We start from the raw sequence: 17000 nt of genomic DNA, 5'->3' as shown, positions 1-17000 counted from the left end.
GCGCGGCTGGGCTTGCCGTTCGCCGACGGCGATCAGGTGATCGAGGAAGCGGCGGGCATGACCGTCAGCGAAATCTTCGCCTCGCGCGGCGAGGCCGAGTTCCGGGCGGGCGAGGCGCGGGTGATGCGCCGCCTGCTGGAAGGGCCGCCGATCGTGCTGGCGACCGGCGGCGGCGCGGTGCTCAACGCCGATACGCGCGCCTTGATGAAGCAACACGCCGTCAGCGTCTGGATGCGGGCCGATCTGAAGGTGATCGCCGAACGTGTAGGCCGGCGCGACACGCGCCCCTGCTGCGCGGACGCGACCCGTTGGTTGCGCTGAACGAGTTGGCCAAGGCGCGCTACCCCATTTACGGACAGGCCGATGTGACGGTCGATGTGGGCGGCGGCTCGCACGGTCAGGCCGTGGACGCCATTCTGAAACAGTTGCGCCGGTTCGGGCGGCAGGAGACCAAGCGATGACGACGACGATCCCGGTCGCAGGCGGCGCTTTCGCCCCCTATGAGGTCGTTGTCGGGCGGGGCCTGCTGAAGGCGGCGGGCGCCGAGGTCGCGGCGCTGAAGCCCACGCGCGCCTTCATCGTCAGCGACGAGACGGTGGCGGCCATCCACGGCGAAACGGTGCGCGCGTCTCTGGCGGCGGCGGGGCTGGCGACAGGGCTGGTGACCGTTCCGGCGGGCGAGGCGTCAAAGTCGTTTGAACAGCTTGAGGCCGTGCTGGACCGGCTGCTGGCCGAGGGTCTGGACCGCAAGAGCATGGTGGTGGCCCTGGGCGGCGGCGTGGTGGGCGATCTGGCCGGCCTGGCGGCGGCGCTGTTCATGCGCGGCGTCGACTTCGTGCAAATTCCGACGACCTTGCTGGCCCAGGTGGATTCCTCGGTCGGCGGCAAGACGGCGATCGACACCCCGCGCGGCAAGAACCTGATCGGCGCCTTCCACCAGCCGCGCCGGGTGCTGGCGGACATCGAGGCCCTGGCCACCCTGCCGGCGCGGCAGGTGCGCTCGGGCTGGGCCGAGGTGCTGAAGCACGGCCTGATCTGCGACGCGGCCTTCTTCGACTGGCTGGGCGACACGTCGCCTTCTGGGGCGCCGCGGGCGCGCAGGGCGATCCTGACGCTCTGGAACGGGCGGTGATCCGCTCGGTCGAGATCAAGGCCCAGATCGTCGGCGAGGACGAGAAGGAGGCGGGCCGCCGCGCCCTGCTGAACCTGGGCCACACCTTCGGCCATGCGCTGGAGGCCGAACTGGCTTTCGGCGAGACCCTGACACATGGCGAGGCGGTGGCGCTGGGCTGTGCTATGGCCTTCCGCTATTCGGCGCAGCAGGGGCTGTGCTCGGCCGCCGAGGCCGAGCGCGCCGAGGCGGGCATCCGCGCGGCGGGCCTGCCGACGCGGCTGTCGGACATCGACCATCGCTTCGCCGCCGACGCCCTGATCGGGCGGATGGCGGGGGACAAGAAGGCCGAGGGCGGGCGTCTGACGCTGATCCTGGCGCGGGGCGTGGGCGAGGCTTTCACCGACAAGGACGTCGATGCCGAGGCGGTGCGCGCCTTCCTGATCGGAGAGGGCGCGGCGGAGGCCTAGTCGACCGCCCGGCACTCCGTCGGTTCGCGATTGGCGGCGCTCCATGTCGCCATGACGCCCTTGCCGCGCAGTTCATAGCCCGAGGCGCGATACCAGATGCCGTCAGCGGCGCGCTCCTGATACAGATCGACCGCTTCGCCGTTGGAATTGCGCACGGTCGCCATCTGGCGCGGATTGTCGAAATCGACCGACAGCCGCTCGGAGTTGTTGCAGAGGTAAACCGCGTGAATGACGCGGTTCAGAGCGCGGTCCTGAAGTTCTGCGCCGGTGCGGCGGCGGGCGGTCTGGGCGTCAATGGCGCGCTGGCGCACCGCGTCGCCGTCGGTCGGCGCCTCGCGCGGCTCCTGCCCACAGGCCGACAACAGAACGAGGGCGGAAACGGCGACGGTCGGCCATAGGGTGCGGGTCGGCAATGGAGGCCCTCTCAAGGTCAAGCTTGGAGCTTCAACGCCCGGTGTCGGCCGGCGTTCCTGCCCGGGGTTTCCGCCGGGAGCGGAAGAAGCCGCGGAGCATCTCGGCGGCCGCGTCGGCCAGGACGCCGCCTTCGGTCGAGGGCCGCCAGTGACAGGTCGGCTGGTCGAAGAACCGCCCGCCGTGCAGCACGGCGCCGCCCTTGGGATCGTCGGCTCCCCAGACCACCCGGCCGATGCGGGCGTGGCTGATGGCACCCGCGCACATGGCGCACGGCTCCAGGGTGACATAGAGGGTTAGGTCCGTAAGGCGATAATTCTGCAACGTCGCCGCTGCATCGCGCAGCGCGATGATCTCGGCATGAGCGGTCGGATCATGGGCCGTGATGGGCCCGTTTTGCCCGCGCCCAAGCACTTCGCCGGTGTTTTCGTCCACGATCACGGCCCCGACCGGCACCTCGCCAGCCTCAGCCGCCGCTTGCGCCAGATCGAGCGCCATGCTCATGAACCGCTCATCATGGATCGCCATCCCAAAGACAACGACAAGAAGCCCCGCTCCCGTCAAGACGACGGTGGGCGCGGTCCCCGTATTTCGCCGACAAGGGCCCGCGAAAGCCCTTCGACAAGGACGGCAAGCCGGGCGGGAAGCCCCGCGACCGCGCCGAGGGCCGGTCGGGCGGCAAGCCTGGAGCGGAAGCCAAGGCGCCCGAGCGCACCGAGCGAATCGCCAAGGTCATGGCCCGCGCCGGCATCGCCTCGCGCCGCGAGGTCGAACGGCTGATCGGTCTGGGCAAGGTGGCGGTGAACGGCCGCATCCTGGACACGCCCGCCGTGCTGGTGAAGCGCGACGACAAGATCACCGTCGACGGCAAACCGATCGGCGCCGCGCAAGCGACGCGCGTCTGGCGCTATCACAAGCCTGCGGGGCTGATCACCAGCCACAACGACCCGGCGGGCCGTCCCAATGTGTTCGACGCCCTGCCCAGCGGTCTGCCGCGCGTGATTTCGGTCGGCCGCCTCGATCTGGCGACCGAGGGTCTGCTGCTGCTGACCAACGACGGCGAACTGAGCCGGGCGCTGGAACTTCCTGACACCGCCCTGGTGCGTCAGTACCGCGCCCGTGCGCGCGGCCGCATCACCCAGGAGCAACTGGACAAGCTGAAGGACGGCGTGGTCGTCGACGGGATCCGCTATGGTCCGGTCGAAGCCACCATCGACAAGGCCAAGGAGAAGGCGGACGGCGAGAAGTCCTCGGCCAATCTGTGGCTCAGCGTCCAGATCACCGAGGGCAAGAACCGCGAGGTCCGAAAGGTGCTGGAGAGCGTCGGCCTGACGGTCAACCGCCTGATCCGCCTGGCCTACGGTCCGTTCCAGCTCGGCACCCTGCCGGTCGGCGCGGTCGAAGAAGTCGGGCCGCGCGTGATCCGCGAGATGCTGGCCGAGCATATCCGCCCCGAGAACCTGCCGACTGGCAACACGGTCGAAACGCCCGCGCCGACGCCCGGCCGCCGCACCGGCACGCCGATCGTGCGCGGCAAGTCCGGCTCGGCCATGTCGGACCCGTCGCGCAAGCCCAGCCGCGTGCGCGCCGCTGAAACGGCGGCCGAAGAGGGCGCCGAGTTCGGCAAACCCGCCAAGAAGGACGGCTGGGCCAAGGCCAAGCCGAAGTTCGAGCATTCTAAGAGCTTCAAGCCGCGCGCCCGTCCGGGCGAGGGGGAAGCGCCGGGAGCGACGACCGCCCGCGCCGCCCGTTCAAGCCGCGCGAACCGCGCGCCGACCAGTTCATCGACGACCGTCGCGGTCCGCCCAAGGGCGGTCGCCCGGGCGGCAAGCCCGGCGATAAGCCTTTCGGCCGTCCCGGCGGCGCGGGCGGGCGTTCCGACGCGCGTCCTAACGACCGCTTTGGCGAGCGGTCGGGCGACCGGCCCGGCGGGCCTCGCGGCGAGGGCAGGCCGTTCGGGAGTAAGCCGTTCGGGGCCAAGCCCTCTGGCGGCAGGCCTTTCGGCGGCAAGCCTTCGGGCGGCGGCGGTCGCGGCGGCCCGCGCGGGCGCGGCTGACCCATGCGCGTCGTAGCTGGCAGCCTGAAAGGGCGCGCCATCGTCACGCCCGAGGGGCAGAACACGCGGCCGACATCGGATCGGGCGCGTCAGGCGATCTTCAATGTGCTGGAGCACGCCCCGTGGGCCGAAGGGCTGCATGAGGCGCGGGTCATCGACCTCTATGCGGGCTCGGGCGCCCTGGGGTTCGAGGCTCTGTCGCGCGGGGCGGCCTTCTGCCTGTTCGTCGACACCGACGACGGCGCGCGCGGCGCGATCCGCGAGAACATGGACGCCTATGGGCTGTTCGGGCGGTGCCGGGTGCATCGGCGCAGCGCGACCGACCTGGGGCCGCGCCCCGGTTCGGCGGGCGAGGCCTTCACCCTGGCCTTTCTGGACCCGCCCTATGCCAAGGGTCTGGGCGAGCAGACGCTGGCGCGGTTGCTGGAGGGCGGCTGGCTGGCGCCGGGCGCCATCGTGGTGTTCGAGCGCGGCTCGGACGAGCCCGACATCGATACGCCTGGCTATGAGCGGTTGGACGCGCGCGACTACGGCGCCGCGCGCGTCCTGTTCCTCAGGGCGTCAGAAGGTTCGGCCTGAAGTCCGGTTGTCGGCCCGGCTGCGCAGGCGGCTGAGGCCCTCGCGGTTGACGACATAGGGGCCGCCGTTGCGGGACTTGATGACGCCCTTCCGCTTCAGGCTGCGCCATTGATCCAGGTTGCAGCCGTCCAGCACCCAGCCTTCGCGGGTGAAGCAGCGCGCGGCCAGGATGCGGCCCTGTTCGTCGCGTTCCAACAGGATGCGACCGCCCTGGGCGAGGGCGTGGAGCGTGCGTTGCTCCGCACGTGACAGGTTCATGGGATTGAGATTTCCAAGGCACGAGAAAACACGCGCCCGGCGCAACGAGGCGCGGGGCGGGCTCAGGAGGCCTCTGGACGATCAGCGTCCGGGCCTATGCCGTGGCTACAATCTCAAACATGGTTCGATCCCATTGGGGGACGGGCTGGACTTCTAGCGCGGGGCGGCGGCGACGGCTAGGCTTGCCCGCATGACCATGCACCGCCGCACCTTCCTCGCCGCAAGCGCCGCCGTCGCCGTTGCGCCCGCCGTAGCCTGTGCCGAAACCGGCTGGAGGCCCCGCGCCTCGATGTCGTGGCCGACGCAGGAGATCTACTGCGCAGCGCTGGACGGCGAGATCACGGTCGCCGGCGGCCTGGTGCGCTCGGCCACAGGCGGACTTCACATCAATGATCGAACCGCCGTCTATGACGCGAGGGCCGACCGCTGGAGCGAGGGGCCGCGCCTGCCGCAACCGCGCCATCACCCGATGCTGGCGGCGGCGGCCGGGCGCGTCTGGGCCTTCGGCGGCTATGACCGGCGCGACGGCGGCGAGTGGACCGCCATGACGGATGTCTGGGCCATCGACCGAGGCGTCTGGGCTCAGGTCGGTGAGATGCCCGAGCGTCTGTGCGAGACCGTGGGCCTGTCGCTGGACGGCCAGGTGCACCTGATCACCGGCCGCTCGCCCAAAGGCGAAGCGAACGGCCAGTGGAACGATCAGGGCGACGTGGCGACGCATCTGGTCTTCGACGCCGCCGCCAACCGCTGGGACAAGGCGCGGCCGGCGCCCATGGCCCGCAACAGCGCGGCGGGCGCGGTGCTGGGCGGCAAGCTCTATGTCGCGGGCGGCCGCACGGTGGATGGCGGCGGGACGGGGCGGCTGGACCGCTATGATCCCGCCGAAGACCGCTGGGACACGCTGGCGCCGATCCCGGCCTCGCCGGCGACCGGAAAACAGGTCGGCGGCGGCCTGGCCATGGCCGAGGCGGGCGGCAGGCTGGTCGCCTTCGGCGGAGAATGGTTCGACCGGCCGGGCGGCGGGGTCTTCGCCGAGACCTGGATTTATGAGCCGACCCGCGACGCCTGGGCGGCCGGTCCGGCGATGCGGACGCCCCGCCACGGCCTGGCGGCGGCCAGCGTGGACGGCATGGTTTACGCCATCGGCGGCGGCGAGGTGGTGTCGGGCGGCAAGGCCAGCGGGTTGGTCGAGGCGCTCAGCCTCTGAGGCGTCGAAGCTCGGCGGCCAGGGCGCGGGCGCCGGCCGTGACGTCGGCCCAGGTCAGGTCGAAGCCGTCGTCCTCGCCGAAATAGGGATCGGCCACGGCCTGACCGGCGCGGCCCTCGACGTGGTCCAGCAGCAGGGAAAGCTCGGCAGTGGCGTCGGCCGGCGCCAGACGGCGCAGGTTCGCCAGATTGTCGTGATCCATCGCCACGACGTGGGTGAAGCGGCGGAAGTCGGCGGGCTTCACCTGGCGGCCGCGCAGGGCGGAGATGTCGACGCTGTGCTTGCGCGCGACCGCCTGGGCGCGGGCATCGGGCGGAAAATCGATGTGCCAGCCGCCGGTGCCGGCGGAATCGGCGATCACATCCAGCTTCAGCCGCCGCGCCTCCTCGCGAAAGGCGGCCTCGGCCAGCGGCGAACGACAGATGTTGCCGAGGCAAACGAAGAGGATGCTGTAGGTCATACCGCCCTTATTCGCACATCCCGGCCTGCGCCGGGATGAGCGGGTGGTTGGATCAGCGACGCCCGAACAGCTTCTCGAGGTCGTTGAGCTTAAGCTCCACATAGGTCGGGCGGCCGTGGTTGCACTGGCCGGAGTGGGGCGTGGCCTCCATCTGGCGCAGCAGGGCGTTCATTTCGGGGGCGCTGAGAACTCGGCCGGCGCGGACGCTGCCGTGGCAGGCCATGGTGCCGCAGACCTCGGCCATGCGCTCCTTCAGCGACAGGGCGGCGCCGTGTTCTGACAGGTCGTCGGCGATGTCGCGGATCAGGCCCTGAACGTCGGTGTCGCCCAGCAGGGCCGGGGTTTCCCGAACCAGCACCGCGCCCGCGCCGAACGCCTCGACGATTAGGCCCATCTCGGCCAGTTCCTCGGCCTTGGCGGACACGCGCTCGGCCTCGGCGGGGTCCAGTTCGACCACTTCAGGCGTCAGCAGGGCCTGACGGGTGACGGCGCCGGTCGCCATCTGCGCCTTCATCCGTTCATAGACCAGGCGTTCGTGGGCGGCGTGCTGATCCACCACGACCAGGCCGTCGCGGGTCTGGGCCACGATGTAGGTGCCATGCAACTGCGCGCGGGCGGCGCCGAGCGGGTAATCGATCAGGTCCGCCGGCGTCTGGGCGCCGGGCGCGATCTGGCCCGCGTGTTCGGCCTGGACCTCGGCCAGGGTGCGGAAGCTAGGGGCGGCGGCTTCGCCGCTCCACGTATGCTCGACGCGGGCGGATCGTTCGTTGAGGCCCGGCAGGTTCTGGGCCGCGGCGGCCGGTTGCGACCAACCCTGCCAGCCGCTCCAGCCCGGCGCGGCGCTGCTGAACGACTGTGGCGCGGCCGGGCTGTAGAGGGCCTCGCCCGTATGCGGCCGGAACCCTGACAAGGCGTCGGCGGCGACCGTGGTCGAGGCGCGGTGCCCCGCCGCGTGCAGGGCGTGGCGCAGGGCGCCGACGATCAGGCCGCGCACCAGGCTCGGATCGCGGAAACGCACCTCCGCCTTGGCCGGATGAACGTTCACGTCGACATACAGCGGGTCGATGTCGATGAAGAGGGCCGCCGCCGGGTGCCGGTCGCGCGCCAGGAAGTCGGCGTAGGCGCCGCGCAGGGCGCCCTGCAGCAAGCGGTCGCGCACCGGCCGTCCGTTGACGAACAGGAACTGGTGCGCCGCATTGCCGCGCGAATAGGTCGGCAGGCCCGCATAGCCGGACAGGCGCACGCCGTCGCGCTCCTGATCGATCAGCAGGGCGTTGGCCTCAAAGTCGCGGCCCAGAAGCGCGCCGAGACGTTTCAGCCGCCCCTCGTCGCCCGGATGTTCGGCGGGCAGGCGCAGCGTGGTCTTGCCGTCCAATGACAGGGTGAAGGCGACGGCCTCGTGCGCCATGGCCTGGCGCTTGATCTCTTCGGAGATGGCCATGGCCTCGGCCCGCTCGGACTTCATGAATTTCAGCCGAGCCGGGGTGGCGTAAAACAGGTCGCGCACCTCGACCCGGGCGCCATGCGGGCCAGGGAAGGCGGCGGGCGACAGGGGCCGCTGGGCGCCGCCCTCGACGGAGACGGCCCAGGCCTCGTTCTGGGGTTGACCCGCTTCGGCTTTGGCGCGGGTCGTGATGTTCAGCCGGGCGACAGAGCCGATGGAGGGCAGGGCCTCGCCCCGGAAGCCCAGGGTGAAGATGCGCAGCAGGTCCACGTCGCCTGCGTCGTCGGGCTCAAGCTTCGAGGTGGCGTGGCGCTCGATAGCGACGGGCAGTTCGTCGCGCGGGATGCCCTTGCCGTCGTCGGCGATCAGGATGCGGGTCAGGCCGCCGCCGTCCGCCTGGATCTCAATGCTGCGGGCGCCCGCGTCGATGGCGTTCTCCACCAGTTCCTTGATGGCGCTGGCCGGGCGTTCCACCACTTCGCCGGCGGCAATGCGGTTGACGGTTTCGGGGGAGGCGGCGGATGGTCATGTGAGTCGGGAGGATAGGCGCCGTCGCCGCCGGGCGCACCTCAATCCTGCTTTCGTGAGCTGAATGACGATTTTCGTGATGCAGGGACTTGAAGCGCGTTAATGGCAACTTATACTGTTGCAGTCGTGACGCCGAGGCCGAGCCGACACACGACCTGTTTGCGGACCTTCTGTCCAGTTATCGTTTCAACCGCCTGATTGAGGTTTTCTCCCCCATGAAGATCAAAGCCGCCCTGATCGCCGTTTCGGCCGCCGCCCTGCTGGCCGCCTGCAGCCAGCCCGCCGACACTGCCGGCGCCCCGACGACCGACGCCGCCTCGACCGCTCCGGTCGCGCTGAAGGCGACCTCGGGCGTCTATGTGATGGACCCGACCCACGCCTCGCTGCAGTGGTCGCTGCCGCACAACTCGATCTCGAACTACACGGCGCGCTTCAACAAGTTCGACGCCAGGATCACGCTGGACACCGCCAACCTGGCCAACAGCACGGTCGAGGCGACCATCGACCCGGCTTCGGTCGACGCCAACTATCAGGGCGACTACGTCGGCACCCACGCCGCCACCGGCTTTAAGAGCTGGAGCGAAGACATCGCCAAGAACAAGAACTTCCTGAACGCCACGGTCTTCCCGCAGATCACCTTCAAATCGACCAAGGTCGAGCTGACCGGCGCGCGCACGGCCAAGGTGACGGGCGACCTGACCTTCCTGGGCGTCACCAAGCCGGTGACCCTGGACGCCACGTTCAACGGCGACCTGGAGAAGCACCCTTCGTGCCGGCGCCGGCCATCGGTTTTGCGGCTGAAGGCAAGTTCAAGCGCACCGACTTCGGCATGCCGCTGGGCCCGGTCGGCGACGAGGTGACCATTCGCTTCGACGCCGAGTTCATCAAGGAAGTCGCCCCGGCCGCTCCGGCTGCCTGACGGCTTGGGATAAGCTATAAGGGGCGGGGCCCTAAGGCTCCGCCCCTCTCATGCACCGCTTGCCGCGAGACATTTCATGATCGCCCGTCTTCGGACCGAGAGGCCCAACCGCTACAGCGCCGTCGCCATCGCACTGCACTGGGTGATCGCGATCGCCTTGCTGGCGATGATCCCGATGGGCTGGTGGATGAGCGACGCCATCGCCGAGCCGGGCAGCCAGGCGCTGGCTTATCGCGTCTTTCAGATTCACAAGTCGATCGGGTTTCTGATCCTGGCGCTGACCGTGCTGCGGATCGTGTGGCGACTGACGCATCCGGTCCCGCCCCTGCCGGGCGCCATGAAGGGGTGGGAGCAGTTCGCCGCGAGGGCGACGCACGCCGCCTTCTACGCCCTGATGCTGGCATTGCCGTTGACGGGGTGGGCCTATGTCTCGACCGGCTGGGCCGTGGTTACGGACACGCCCCTGGCCGTGGCGACCAGCTGGTTCGGCCTATTCGCTATTCCGCACCTGCCTTTCATCGAGCACGCCTCCGAAGCCGCGCGCCGCACGATCGCCTGGATGGCCATGGGCGCGCACAGCAAGCTGGCCTGGGGCGCGATCGTCCTAATCGTTCTTCACGTCGGAGCGGCGTTGAAGCATCAGTTTCTGGATCGAGACGGCGTGCTGTCGCACATGATCCCGATCCTGCCGCATGGCGACGACAGCCAGGGCGTTGCGCCGGATCCGACGCCGGCCCTGCGCTGGGCCGAGCGGCTGGCTGGCGTGGCCTTCGTGGTCGTGATCGGCGCCGCCTTCGGTCTGGCCGCCAGGCCTGCGCACAAGGCGGAAGGGCAGGCGGTCGCCTTGGCCCCCGCCGCTGCGCCTGCGGCCGACGCCGCCGTGACGCCGGGCACGGCCGCCGCCTGGACCGTGGACAAGGCCGCCTCGACGATCCAGTTCACCGGAACCCACGCCGGCAAGGCCTTCACCGGCCAGTTCGAGCAGTGGGATGCGCAAGTCTGGTTCGACCCGGCCGATCTGGCAGGCTCGAAAGCCGTCGTGACGATCCAGACCGGTTCGGCGAAGACGGGCGACGCCACTCAGGAAGGCAGCCTGCCGGGCGCCGAATGGTTCGATACCGGGACTTATCCGACAGCCCGGTTCCAGGCGACGGCGTTCAAGGCGCTGGGCGGAAACCGCTATGAGGCGACCGGAACCCTGCGGATCAAGGCGACGACGGTCCCGGTCGTCCTGCCCTTCACCTTCGACGAGGCGAGCGGGACGGCCACGGTCGCAGGCCGGCTGGAGCTGGACCGCACTGCGCTGAACATGGGCATGGCGTCCGACGCGGGCGGCGACTGGGTGTCCAAGGCCATCGGCGTCGAGATCCGGGTAAAAGCCGAGCGGGCGGGGTAGGCCTCTTTCAGCCTATCTGCGCCCGATGCCGCAGCATGGCGTCGGCCAGGACGATGGAGGCCATGGCCTCGACCACCGGCACGCCGCGCAGGGCGACGCAGGGGTCGTGGCGGCCCTTGGTGCGCAGCTCGACTTCCTCGCCGTCACGGTTGATCGACTGGCGCAGGGTCAGGATGGAGGACGTCGGCTTGAAGGCCACCCGCGCCGTCAGGGGCTGGCCGGTGGATATGCCGCCCAATACTCCGCCTGCCTTGTTCGACAGGAAGACCGGCTGGCCGTCAGCGCTCATACGCATTTCGTCGGCGTTGTCCTCGCCGGACAGCTCGGCGGCGGCAAAGCCGGCGCCGATCTCGACGCCCTTGACCGCGTTGATCGACATAAGGCCCGCAGCCAGTTCAGCGTCCAGCTTGCCGTAGAGGGGCGCGCCCCAGCCGGCGGGCAGGCCCGTGACCTCCAGCGCCACGACGGCGCCGATGGACGAGCCGGCCTTGCGCACGCCGTCCAGATACTCTTCCCAGGCGGGCACGACCTCGGCCGAGGCGGCGAACAGGGGGTTGTCGTAGACGGCGCTGAAGTCGATGGCGTCGTCGGCGATGCGATGCGGGCCAAGCTGGACCACCCCCGCGCGGATGCCGATGCTCTCACCCAGCACCTTGCGGGCGACCGCGCCGGCGGCCACGCGGCTGGCCGTTTCGCGCGCCGAGGATCGCCCGCCGCCGCGATGGTCGCGCACGCCGTATTTGCTTTGATAGACGTAGTCGGCATGGCCGGGGCGGAAGGCGCGGGCGATCTCGCCATAGTCCTTGGACCGCTGGTCGGTGTTCTCGATCATCAGGCCGATCGGCGTGCCGGTCGTGACGGGGCCGTTTCCGTCATCAAAGACGCCCGACAGGATGCGGACCTGGTCAGCCTCCTGTCTCTGGGTGACGAAGCGGCTGCCGCCCGGCTTTCTCAGGTCCAGCCAGGGCTGAATGTCGGCTTCGGTCAGCGGGATCAGCGGCGGGCAGCCGTCGACGACGCAGCCGATGGCCGGGCCATGGCTTTCGCCCCAGGTGGTAATGCGGAACAGATGGCCGAAGGTGTTGTGCGACATGACGGCGAGGCTTAAGCCGCCATGCGCTGCGGCGTCCAGACCCGAGTGAAACGAAGCAGCATGTCCTCGGCCGCCGACGGCAGTTCGTCAGAGGGGATCAGCTTGACGAACAGGTCGCCTGCGGGACGCCGACCGCGTGCGGGCAGGCCCAGGCCGGGCAGGCGCAGACGAACCGGCGCGGTCATGTCGGGCACCAGCCAGGCCGCTTGCGGCCCGGCGTGGGTGTCGATCTCGATCCGCCCGCCGTCTCGCATCAGGCGGGATGCGATCGGCCAATCCATGAACAGGTCCGCGCCCAGCACCGACAGGCCATCGGCAGGGCGGATCAAGACCGGGATCAGTCCCTTGACGCCCTTCAGGCGAATGCGATCCGCCGTTCGCACCCCGGGGGGACATGCACCAGAAACCGGCGTCCTGACGCCTTGACGGAGACGGTTCCGCCGGTCAGCGCCTGCATGGGCGTCAGCACGATCAGAGGCGGCACGGCATGATGCGCCGGAGGAAGCGTCTCGGCGCGGCTTTCGACGCGAACAGGCGCAGGCAGGGCAGGGAGTTGCGTTTGCAGCAGGCGGTAGGCGGCGACCGTTTTTCTGAAGCGCTCGGCGTCTCCATCGGGACGGTCGGGGTGAACAGCCTTCACGGCGACACGGAACGCCGCCGTCAGCCCATCGACGTCCGCAGGGCCGCGCAGGCTCAACAGACGTCGTGCCTCGTGCACGGAAAGAAACGACTGCGCGCTCATGGCGACACCGTGCGGGACTATGGTCAAGACGAGGTTAACCGTCTTCCGGCCGGGCGACGCGGAACAAGGTGCGCCACGACGCTTTGGGCTATTGACACAGGGACCTAGTCAGCCAGGGATGGCCCGAGTGTATATCCGGCCTCAGGAAGCCTTGTTTTTGACTATGTCGGTGATCCCGCCCAGCCCCTCCGCAGACGACTACGCCGCCCAGTTGGCGGCCAACGCTGACGACACGATCTTTGATTGGGATGAGCCGATCGGCCTGTTTATCGAATGGCTGGAAGAAGCCAGGCGCAGCGAGCCGAACGACCCGAACGCCATGGCTTTGGCCACGGTCGACGCAGAGGGGATGCCCGACGTCCGCATGGTTCTGTTGAAAGACGTGGATGCGCGGGGCTTTACCTTCTTCTCCAACCAGGAGAGCGCCAAGGGCGAGCAGCTTTGGGCGCATCCCGCCGCCGCTCTGCTGTTTCACTGGAAAAGCCTGCGACGCCAGGTCCGCGTGCGCGGCGCGGTCGAGCGCGTCAGCGCCGAGGAGGCCAGCGCCTACTTCGCCAGCCGGGCGCGGGAAAGCCGCATCGGCGCCTGGGCGTCCGACCAATCTCGGCCCTTGGACAGCCGCGAAGCGCTGGAGGCCAGGGTGGCCGAACAGACGGCTCGGTTCGAAGGCGAGGATGTGCCGCGTCCGGACCGGTGGACCGGCTGGCGCGTCCTGCCCGAACAGATCGAGTTCTGGCGGGACCGGCCGTTCCGCCTGCATGATCGGCTGCGGTTCGATCGCGTGGCGGACACCTGGTCGACCAGCCGCCTGTGGCCGTAAAAACGACCGCTCAGGCCTGGTAGCGAGACAGGAAGGTTTGTACGGCGTCGGCGGCGATCTCGGCTGTCGCGCGCTGGGTGCGGACCTGGCCTCCCGTGACCATGGGCACGAGAAAGACGGGATGTTCGACCATTCCCATCAACTGACCGGCGGCCCAGGACGCTTTTTCAAACGTCAGATCGCCGCTGGCTTTCAGCTCGTCCAGGGCGGTGATCAGCGGGCCGGCGAAATCCCCCTCGGCCTGTTCGAAAAAGGCGATGGCCACGGATTCAAATCGCGAGCGCTCGGTCATGACCAGGCGGAATATGGCTTGAACGAAGGGGTCGCTCATGAAATCGGCGTAGGTCGTGAGGAAGCTGAGAAGCCGCTCCTTCGGCGCCCCGGTGCAGTTCTTAACGGCTGACATCCGGGCGGCGAAGTCGGTCGCTGCTTCGGCCATGACGGCCGCAAACAGGGCGGCCTTGTTCTCGAACATCGCGTAAAGGGTGGCGGTTGAAACGCCGGCCTCTCGTGCGATCGGCTCCATCCGCGTGCCGACGTAGCCTTCGTTTATGAAATGATGCCGCGCCTGCCGTACCAGCGCCGCGCGCCGAGGGTCGTCGATATCGTGGATAGGGGCCGTCATGGCGTTCACCAGCCTTTCGCCGGAGAGTGCCTTTAAGTCGCCTCAATTGCAATGGGAGGGGAAAGCTCTGCCCCTGATCGAGGTTACGTCAGCCAGGCCGCCAACAGGGGATGAGCCAAGACCGGCGCGGCCAGTCGAACGACGGCTTGAGGGTCTTCCAAACGCACGGCCGCAGTGGCGTCGGCGACGATGAAGTCGGCATGGACGCGCGACGGTTCGGTCAGCCGTTCGTGGCCGGGCCGGACAGTGCCGAGATATTGCTGAATGACGGATTCCGCCGTGCGGCCGCGTTCGGTCTGATCGCGCAGCAGACGTCGGATGAAGCGGATGTCCGCCGGCGTGTCGACAAACACCTTGATGTCGAACAGCGCGGCCAGGGCGGGCGTGCACAGCAGGTGGGTGCCTTCGACCACGATCACCTCGGTGGCGCCGACAGCTTCGCCCTGTGGCTCGCGCCCGTGGTGGATGAAGGAATAGACCGGCGCCGTTATGGCCTGGCCGCGCTTCAGCGCCGTCAGGTCGGCGATCAGCAGATTGTGATCGCGCGCCGCCACGTCGTCGAAATCATGGGTCGCGGCGTCGAAGCCGGGAACCGACGCGGCGTCCAGATAGTAGGAATCTTCCCGCAACAGGGTGGCTACGCCGTCGGGTAGGGAGGAAATAAGGGCTTCGGCCAGGGTGCTCTTGCCCGAGCCCGAACCGCCGGTGATTGCGATCAAGATGGTCATGGGCGCTCTACTTCCTCCGCTCGCGTCTTAACGCAAGCCCGGGGAGGGCGGTTTTAAGGCGATCTGTCGCGGGCAGGCTTCCCTAAGGGCACGTTGCCTGTGGCGGTTCACCTGTCTTAGCGTGGCGACAAGCGCCGGTTTCAATCAGGCGCATATACGAGGGAAATGCCGAATGCTGGGTATGATGCAGGACTGGCCGCTGACGGTCGACAAGATCCTCGACCACGCGAAGAACTGGCACGGAGGACGCGAGGTCGTGACCCGTTCAGTCGAGGGGCCGATCGTCCGGACGACCTACGCCGCCATTCATGATCGCGCGCGCCGGGTGTCGAACGCCTTGCTGGCGTGGGGGATCAAGCCGGGAGACCGTGTGGCCACCCTGGCCTGGAACACCGGCAATCACATGGAGACCTGGTATGGGATCATGGGGATCGGCGCCGTCTGCCACACCCTGAACCCGCGCCTGTTTCCCGAGCAACTGGCCTACATCATCAACCATGCCGAAGACCGGGTCATCTTCACCGACCTGACCTTTGTGCCGCTGCTCGAAGCCGTCCTGCCGCACTGTCCGACGGTCGAGCGGGTCATTGTGATGACCGACGCCGCCCACATGCCTCAGGCCAAGCTGCCTAACGCGGAGGCCTATGAGACGGTGCTGGAGCAGGTCAGCAGCGACGTCGTCTGGGGCGGTTTCGATGAACAGACCGCCTGCGGCCTCTGTTACACCTCGGGCACGACCGGCAATCCGAAGGGCGTGCTGTATTCGCACCGCTCGAACTTCATCCATACCCTCTTGGGGCTGCAGTCGACGGTCATGGGCGCGACGCCCAGCGAGGTGATCCTGCCTATCGTGCCCATGTTCCATGCGAATGCTTGGGGCATAGCCTTTGGCGGTCCAGCGGCGGGGGCCAAGCTGGTCATGCCGGGCGCGAAGATGGACGGCGCCTCTGTCTATGAACTGATTGAGACCGAAGGCGTGACCTTCTCGGCCGCCGTGCCGACGGTCTGGCAGGGGCTGTATGGCCATATGGTCGAGAACGGGCTGAAGTTCTCAACCCTGCGCAAGGTTCTGATCGGCGGATCGGCCTGTCCCGAAGCCCTGATCCGCGGGTTCCAGGACAAGTTCGGCGTCGAGGTGGTTCACGCCTGGGGCATGACCGAGACCTCGCCCATCGGCACCATCGCCAATTTGACGCCGGAGCTGAAGGCCAAGCCCTATGACGAACAGATGGCCTGGCGCCTGAAGCAAGGCACGCCGCCGCTGGGCGTCGAGCTGAAGATCAAGAACTACGGCGGCCAGGAAATGCCTCACGACGGCAAGACCTTCGGCCGGGTGATGGTCAAGGGACCGACCGTCGCCGGCGCCTATTTCAAGGGCGAGGGCGGAGATATCCTGGACCACGAGGGTTTCTTCGACACGGGCGACATCGCCAGCGTGGACGCCTACGGCTTCATGCAGATCACCGACCGGGCCAAGGACGTGATCAAGTCCGGGGGCGAATGGATCAGCTCCATCGACATCGAGAATATCGCCGTGGGCCACCCGAAGGTCGTCCTGGCCGCCGTCATCGGCGCAGCGCACCCGAAGTGGGACGAGCGACCGGTGCTGCTGGTCAAGCTCAAGGAGGGCGAGGCCGAGGACAAGCAGGAGCATCTGGACTTCCTGCAAGGAAAGATCGCCAAATGGTGGATGCCGGACGATGTCGTCTTCGTGGACGACATTCCGCTGGGCGCCACGGGCAAGATTGATAAGAAGACGCTGAGAGAGCGGATGAAGGATTATCAGTTGCCCGCCGCTGGTTAATTGCGACGGAGGACCCCCATGCCGAATTCCCGCCCCAAGGCAGGCGTGCTCGCTAAGCTGCTGCTCGCGACGGCGCTGTTGGCGCCGGGCCTGCTGTTGGTCGCGTCTGCAGGAACGCGAGGCGAGCTGTGGAGCACAGACTTCGGCATGGGGGTCCTGGCGCTCACGGTCGGCCGTATTCTGGCCTACCTCGGCCTGGCGGCGGCTCTGGCGGCCTGCCTGCTTGCGTTTCGCGAGCGCCGCCTCATAGGGATCGCCGGCGCCGCGCTGCTGATCGCGGGCGTGACGATCGCCGGCTATCTGATCCAGGAGCGTCGTTTCACCCCGCGCCGCGCGATGTGACCACGGA

Annotated in this window: 19 protein-coding genes and 2 pseudogenes; 11 read left to right on the top strand and 10 right to left on the bottom strand. The window is 68.6% G+C overall.

Features of this window, described 5'->3' with window-relative positions; genetic code table 11:
• The first annotated feature begins 12 nt into the window (after positions 1-12).
• The 3 genes and pseudogenes from V8F63_RS13485 to aroB all read left to right on the top strand — a co-directional run bounded on the left by V8F63_RS13485 (position 13) and on the right by aroB (position 1581).
• Positions 13-321, top strand: coding sequence for a shikimate kinase (locus tag V8F63_RS13485; RefSeq protein WP_392353630.1), 309 nt, complete (start codon positions 13-15; stop codon positions 319-321).
• A complete protein-coding gene (locus tag V8F63_RS13480) occupies positions 309-461 on the top strand; it encodes a hypothetical protein (protein ID WP_392353629.1) in 153 nt (50 codons plus the stop codon). The genes V8F63_RS13485 and V8F63_RS13480 overlap by 13 nt, the downstream gene beginning before the upstream one ends.
• Positions 458-1581: pseudogene (gene aroB / locus V8F63_RS13475) on the top strand (3-dehydroquinate synthase). The gene V8F63_RS13480 and the pseudogene aroB overlap by 4 nt, the downstream one beginning before the upstream one ends.
• On the opposite strand, the gene V8F63_RS13470 reads toward aroB, so the two are convergent.
• Both V8F63_RS13470 and tadA read right to left on the bottom strand, forming a co-directional pair.
• Positions 1578-1994, bottom strand: coding sequence for an MliC family protein (locus V8F63_RS13470; protein WP_025977201.1), 417 nt, complete (start codon positions 1992-1994; stop codon positions 1578-1580). The pseudogene aroB and the gene V8F63_RS13470 sit on opposite strands and share 4 nt — an antisense overlap.
• Positions 1995-2025: 31 nt before the next feature.
• The gene (gene tadA, locus V8F63_RS13465) at positions 2026-2520 is read right to left on the bottom strand and encodes a tRNA adenosine(34) deaminase TadA (protein ID WP_392353627.1); all 495 of its coding nucleotides are present in this window, start codon (positions 2518-2520) and stop codon (positions 2026-2028) included.
• Positions 2521-2726: 206 nt separating this feature from the next.
• Here tadA and V8F63_RS13460 point away from each other — a divergent pair, with 206 nt between their 5' ends.
• Positions 2727-4064, top strand: coding sequence for a pseudouridine synthase (locus V8F63_RS13460; protein WP_392353625.1), 1338 nt, complete (start codon positions 2727-2729; stop codon positions 4062-4064).
• Entirely contained in the window at positions 4052-4627 is a 576-nt protein-coding gene (gene rsmD, locus V8F63_RS13455) for a 16S rRNA (guanine(966)-N(2))-methyltransferase RsmD (protein WP_392353624.1), read from the top strand. Before V8F63_RS13460 ends, rsmD begins: the two co-directional genes overlap by 13 nt.
• Here the strand turns inward: rsmD and V8F63_RS13450 are convergent.
• Positions 4610-4885, bottom strand: coding sequence for a YjhX family toxin (locus V8F63_RS13450; RefSeq protein ID WP_303706246.1), 276 nt, complete (start codon positions 4883-4885; stop codon positions 4610-4612). The genes rsmD and V8F63_RS13450 overlap by 18 nt on opposite strands.
• Before the next feature lie 190 nt (positions 4886-5075).
• Here V8F63_RS13450 and V8F63_RS13445 point away from each other — a divergent pair, with 190 nt between their 5' ends.
• Complete coding sequence (locus V8F63_RS13445; RefSeq protein ID WP_392353621.1) at positions 5076-6092, top strand: kelch repeat-containing protein; 1017 nt, start codon at positions 5076-5078, stop codon at positions 6090-6092.
• Here V8F63_RS13445 and V8F63_RS13440 read toward each other — a convergent pair.
• Entirely contained in the window at positions 6082-6552 is a 471-nt protein-coding gene (locus V8F63_RS13440) for a low molecular weight protein-tyrosine-phosphatase (RefSeq protein WP_392353619.1), read from the bottom strand. The two genes, V8F63_RS13445 and V8F63_RS13440, sit on opposite strands and share 11 nt — an antisense overlap.
• Positions 6553-6604: 52 nt before the next feature.
• Positions 6605-8525, bottom strand: a pseudogene (mutL, locus tag V8F63_RS13435) (DNA mismatch repair endonuclease MutL).
• A 214-nt stretch (positions 8526-8739) separates the two neighbouring features.
• On the opposite strand from mutL, the gene V8F63_RS13430 reads away from it, so the two are divergent.
• Complete coding sequence (locus V8F63_RS13430; protein ID WP_392353617.1) at positions 8740-9384, top strand: YceI family protein; 645 nt, start codon at positions 8740-8742, stop codon at positions 9382-9384.
• Positions 9385-9519: 135 nt separating this feature from the next.
• Positions 9520-10839, top strand: coding sequence for a YceI family protein (locus tag V8F63_RS13425; protein WP_392353616.1), 1320 nt, complete (start codon positions 9520-9522; stop codon positions 10837-10839).
• Between the two features lie 7 nt (positions 10840-10846).
• Here V8F63_RS13425 and aroC read toward each other — a convergent pair whose 3' ends face one another.
• Genes aroC through V8F63_RS13410 form a run of 3 tightly spaced genes read right to left on the bottom strand, consistent with a single transcriptional unit; the run spans position 10847 to position 12674 of the window.
• Entirely contained in the window at positions 10847-11932 is a 1086-nt protein-coding gene (aroC, locus tag V8F63_RS13420) for a chorismate synthase (protein WP_392353615.1), read from the bottom strand.
• A gap of 11 nt (positions 11933-11943) precedes the next feature.
• A complete protein-coding gene (locus V8F63_RS13415) occupies positions 11944-12261 on the bottom strand; it encodes a hypothetical protein (protein ID WP_392353613.1) in 318 nt (105 codons plus the stop codon).
• A gap of 26 nt (positions 12262-12287) precedes the next feature.
• Positions 12288-12674: a J domain-containing protein gene (locus V8F63_RS13410; RefSeq protein WP_392353611.1), complete on the bottom strand. Its 387-nt coding sequence runs from the start codon at positions 12672-12674 to the stop codon at positions 12288-12290.
• A 163-nt stretch (positions 12675-12837) separates the two neighbouring features.
• Here V8F63_RS13410 and pdxH point away from each other — a divergent pair, with 163 nt between their 5' ends.
• Positions 12838-13494, top strand: coding sequence for a pyridoxamine 5'-phosphate oxidase (gene pdxH, locus V8F63_RS13405; protein ID WP_392355103.1), 657 nt, complete (start codon positions 12838-12840; stop codon positions 13492-13494).
• A 10-nt stretch (positions 13495-13504) separates the two neighbouring features.
• Here the strand turns inward: pdxH and V8F63_RS13400 are convergent, their stop codons facing one another.
• Together V8F63_RS13400 and udk are read right to left on the bottom strand one after the other, a co-directional pair.
• Positions 13505-14119: a TetR/AcrR family transcriptional regulator gene (locus V8F63_RS13400; RefSeq protein ID WP_278069075.1), complete on the bottom strand. Its 615-nt coding sequence runs from the start codon at positions 14117-14119 to the stop codon at positions 13505-13507.
• 83 nt (positions 14120-14202) lie between these two features.
• Positions 14203-14847, bottom strand: a complete 645-nt coding sequence (udk, locus tag V8F63_RS13395) for a uridine kinase (protein ID WP_025977187.1) — start codon at positions 14845-14847, stop codon at positions 14203-14205.
• Between the two features lie 172 nt (positions 14848-15019).
• Between udk and V8F63_RS13390 the strand changes: the two genes are divergently transcribed.
• Both V8F63_RS13390 and V8F63_RS13385 read left to right on the top strand, forming a co-directional pair.
• The gene (locus tag V8F63_RS13390) at positions 15020-16651 is read left to right on the top strand and encodes a long-chain-fatty-acid--CoA ligase (protein ID WP_392353608.1); all 1632 of its coding nucleotides are present in this window, start codon (positions 15020-15022) and stop codon (positions 16649-16651) included.
• Positions 16652-16669: 18 nt separating this feature from the next.
• Positions 16670-16993, top strand: coding sequence for a hypothetical protein (locus V8F63_RS13385; RefSeq protein WP_392353606.1), 324 nt, complete (start codon positions 16670-16672; stop codon positions 16991-16993).
• The last annotated feature ends 7 nt before the right edge of the window (positions 16994-17000 follow it).

Origin of the sequence: Brevundimonas sp. LF-1 (assembly GCF_037055305.1) — a bacterium.
GTDB lineage: Bacteria > Pseudomonadota > Alphaproteobacteria > Caulobacterales > Caulobacteraceae > Brevundimonas > Brevundimonas sanguinis.
This window is presented reverse-complemented; position numbering and strand designations above follow the sequence as displayed.

Coding starts and splice junctions, on each gene's coding strand:
- udk (WP_025977187.1), bottom strand. CDS start 14,847: ATGACCATCTTGATCGCAATCACCGGCGGTTCGGGCTCGGGCAAGAGC.
- V8F63_RS13460 (WP_392353625.1), top strand. CDS start 2,727: ATGGCCCGCGCCGGCATCGCCTCGCGCCGCGAGGTCGAACGGCTGATC.
- V8F63_RS13385 (WP_392353606.1), top strand. CDS start 16,670: ATGCCGAATTCCCGCCCCAAGGCAGGCGTGCTCGCTAAGCTGCTGCTC.
- V8F63_RS13440 (WP_392353619.1), bottom strand. CDS start 6,552: ATGACCTACAGCATCCTCTTCGTTTGCCTCGGCAACATCTGTCGTTCG.
- V8F63_RS13445 (WP_392353621.1), top strand. CDS start 5,076: ATGACCATGCACCGCCGCACCTTCCTCGCCGCAAGCGCCGCCGTCGCC.
- V8F63_RS13390 (WP_392353608.1), top strand. CDS start 15,020: ATGCTGGGTATGATGCAGGACTGGCCGCTGACGGTCGACAAGATCCTC.
- V8F63_RS13410 (WP_392353611.1), bottom strand. CDS start 12,674: ATGAGCGCGCAGTCGTTTCTTTCCGTGCACGAGGCACGACGTCTGTTG.
- V8F63_RS13425 (WP_392353616.1), top strand. CDS start 9,520: ATGATCGCCCGTCTTCGGACCGAGAGGCCCAACCGCTACAGCGCCGTC.
- pdxH (WP_392355103.1), top strand. CDS start 12,838: ATGTCGGTGATCCCGCCCAGCCCCTCCGCAGACGACTACGCCGCCCAG.
- V8F63_RS13450 (WP_303706246.1), bottom strand. CDS start 4,885: ATGAACCTGTCACGTGCGGAGCAACGCACGCTCCACGCCCTCGCCCAG.
- aroC (WP_392353615.1), bottom strand. CDS start 11,932: ATGTCGCACAACACCTTCGGCCATCTGTTCCGCATTACCACCTGGGGC.
- rsmD (WP_392353624.1), top strand. CDS start 4,052: ATGCGCGTCGTAGCTGGCAGCCTGAAAGGGCGCGCCATCGTCACGCCC.
- V8F63_RS13400 (WP_278069075.1), bottom strand. CDS start 14,119: ATGACGGCCCCTATCCACGATATCGACGACCCTCGGCGCGCGGCGCTG.
- V8F63_RS13430 (WP_392353617.1), top strand. CDS start 8,740: ATGAAGATCAAAGCCGCCCTGATCGCCGTTTCGGCCGCCGCCCTGCTG.
- tadA (WP_392353627.1), bottom strand. CDS start 2,520: ATGGCGATCCATGATGAGCGGTTCATGAGCATGGCGCTCGATCTGGCG.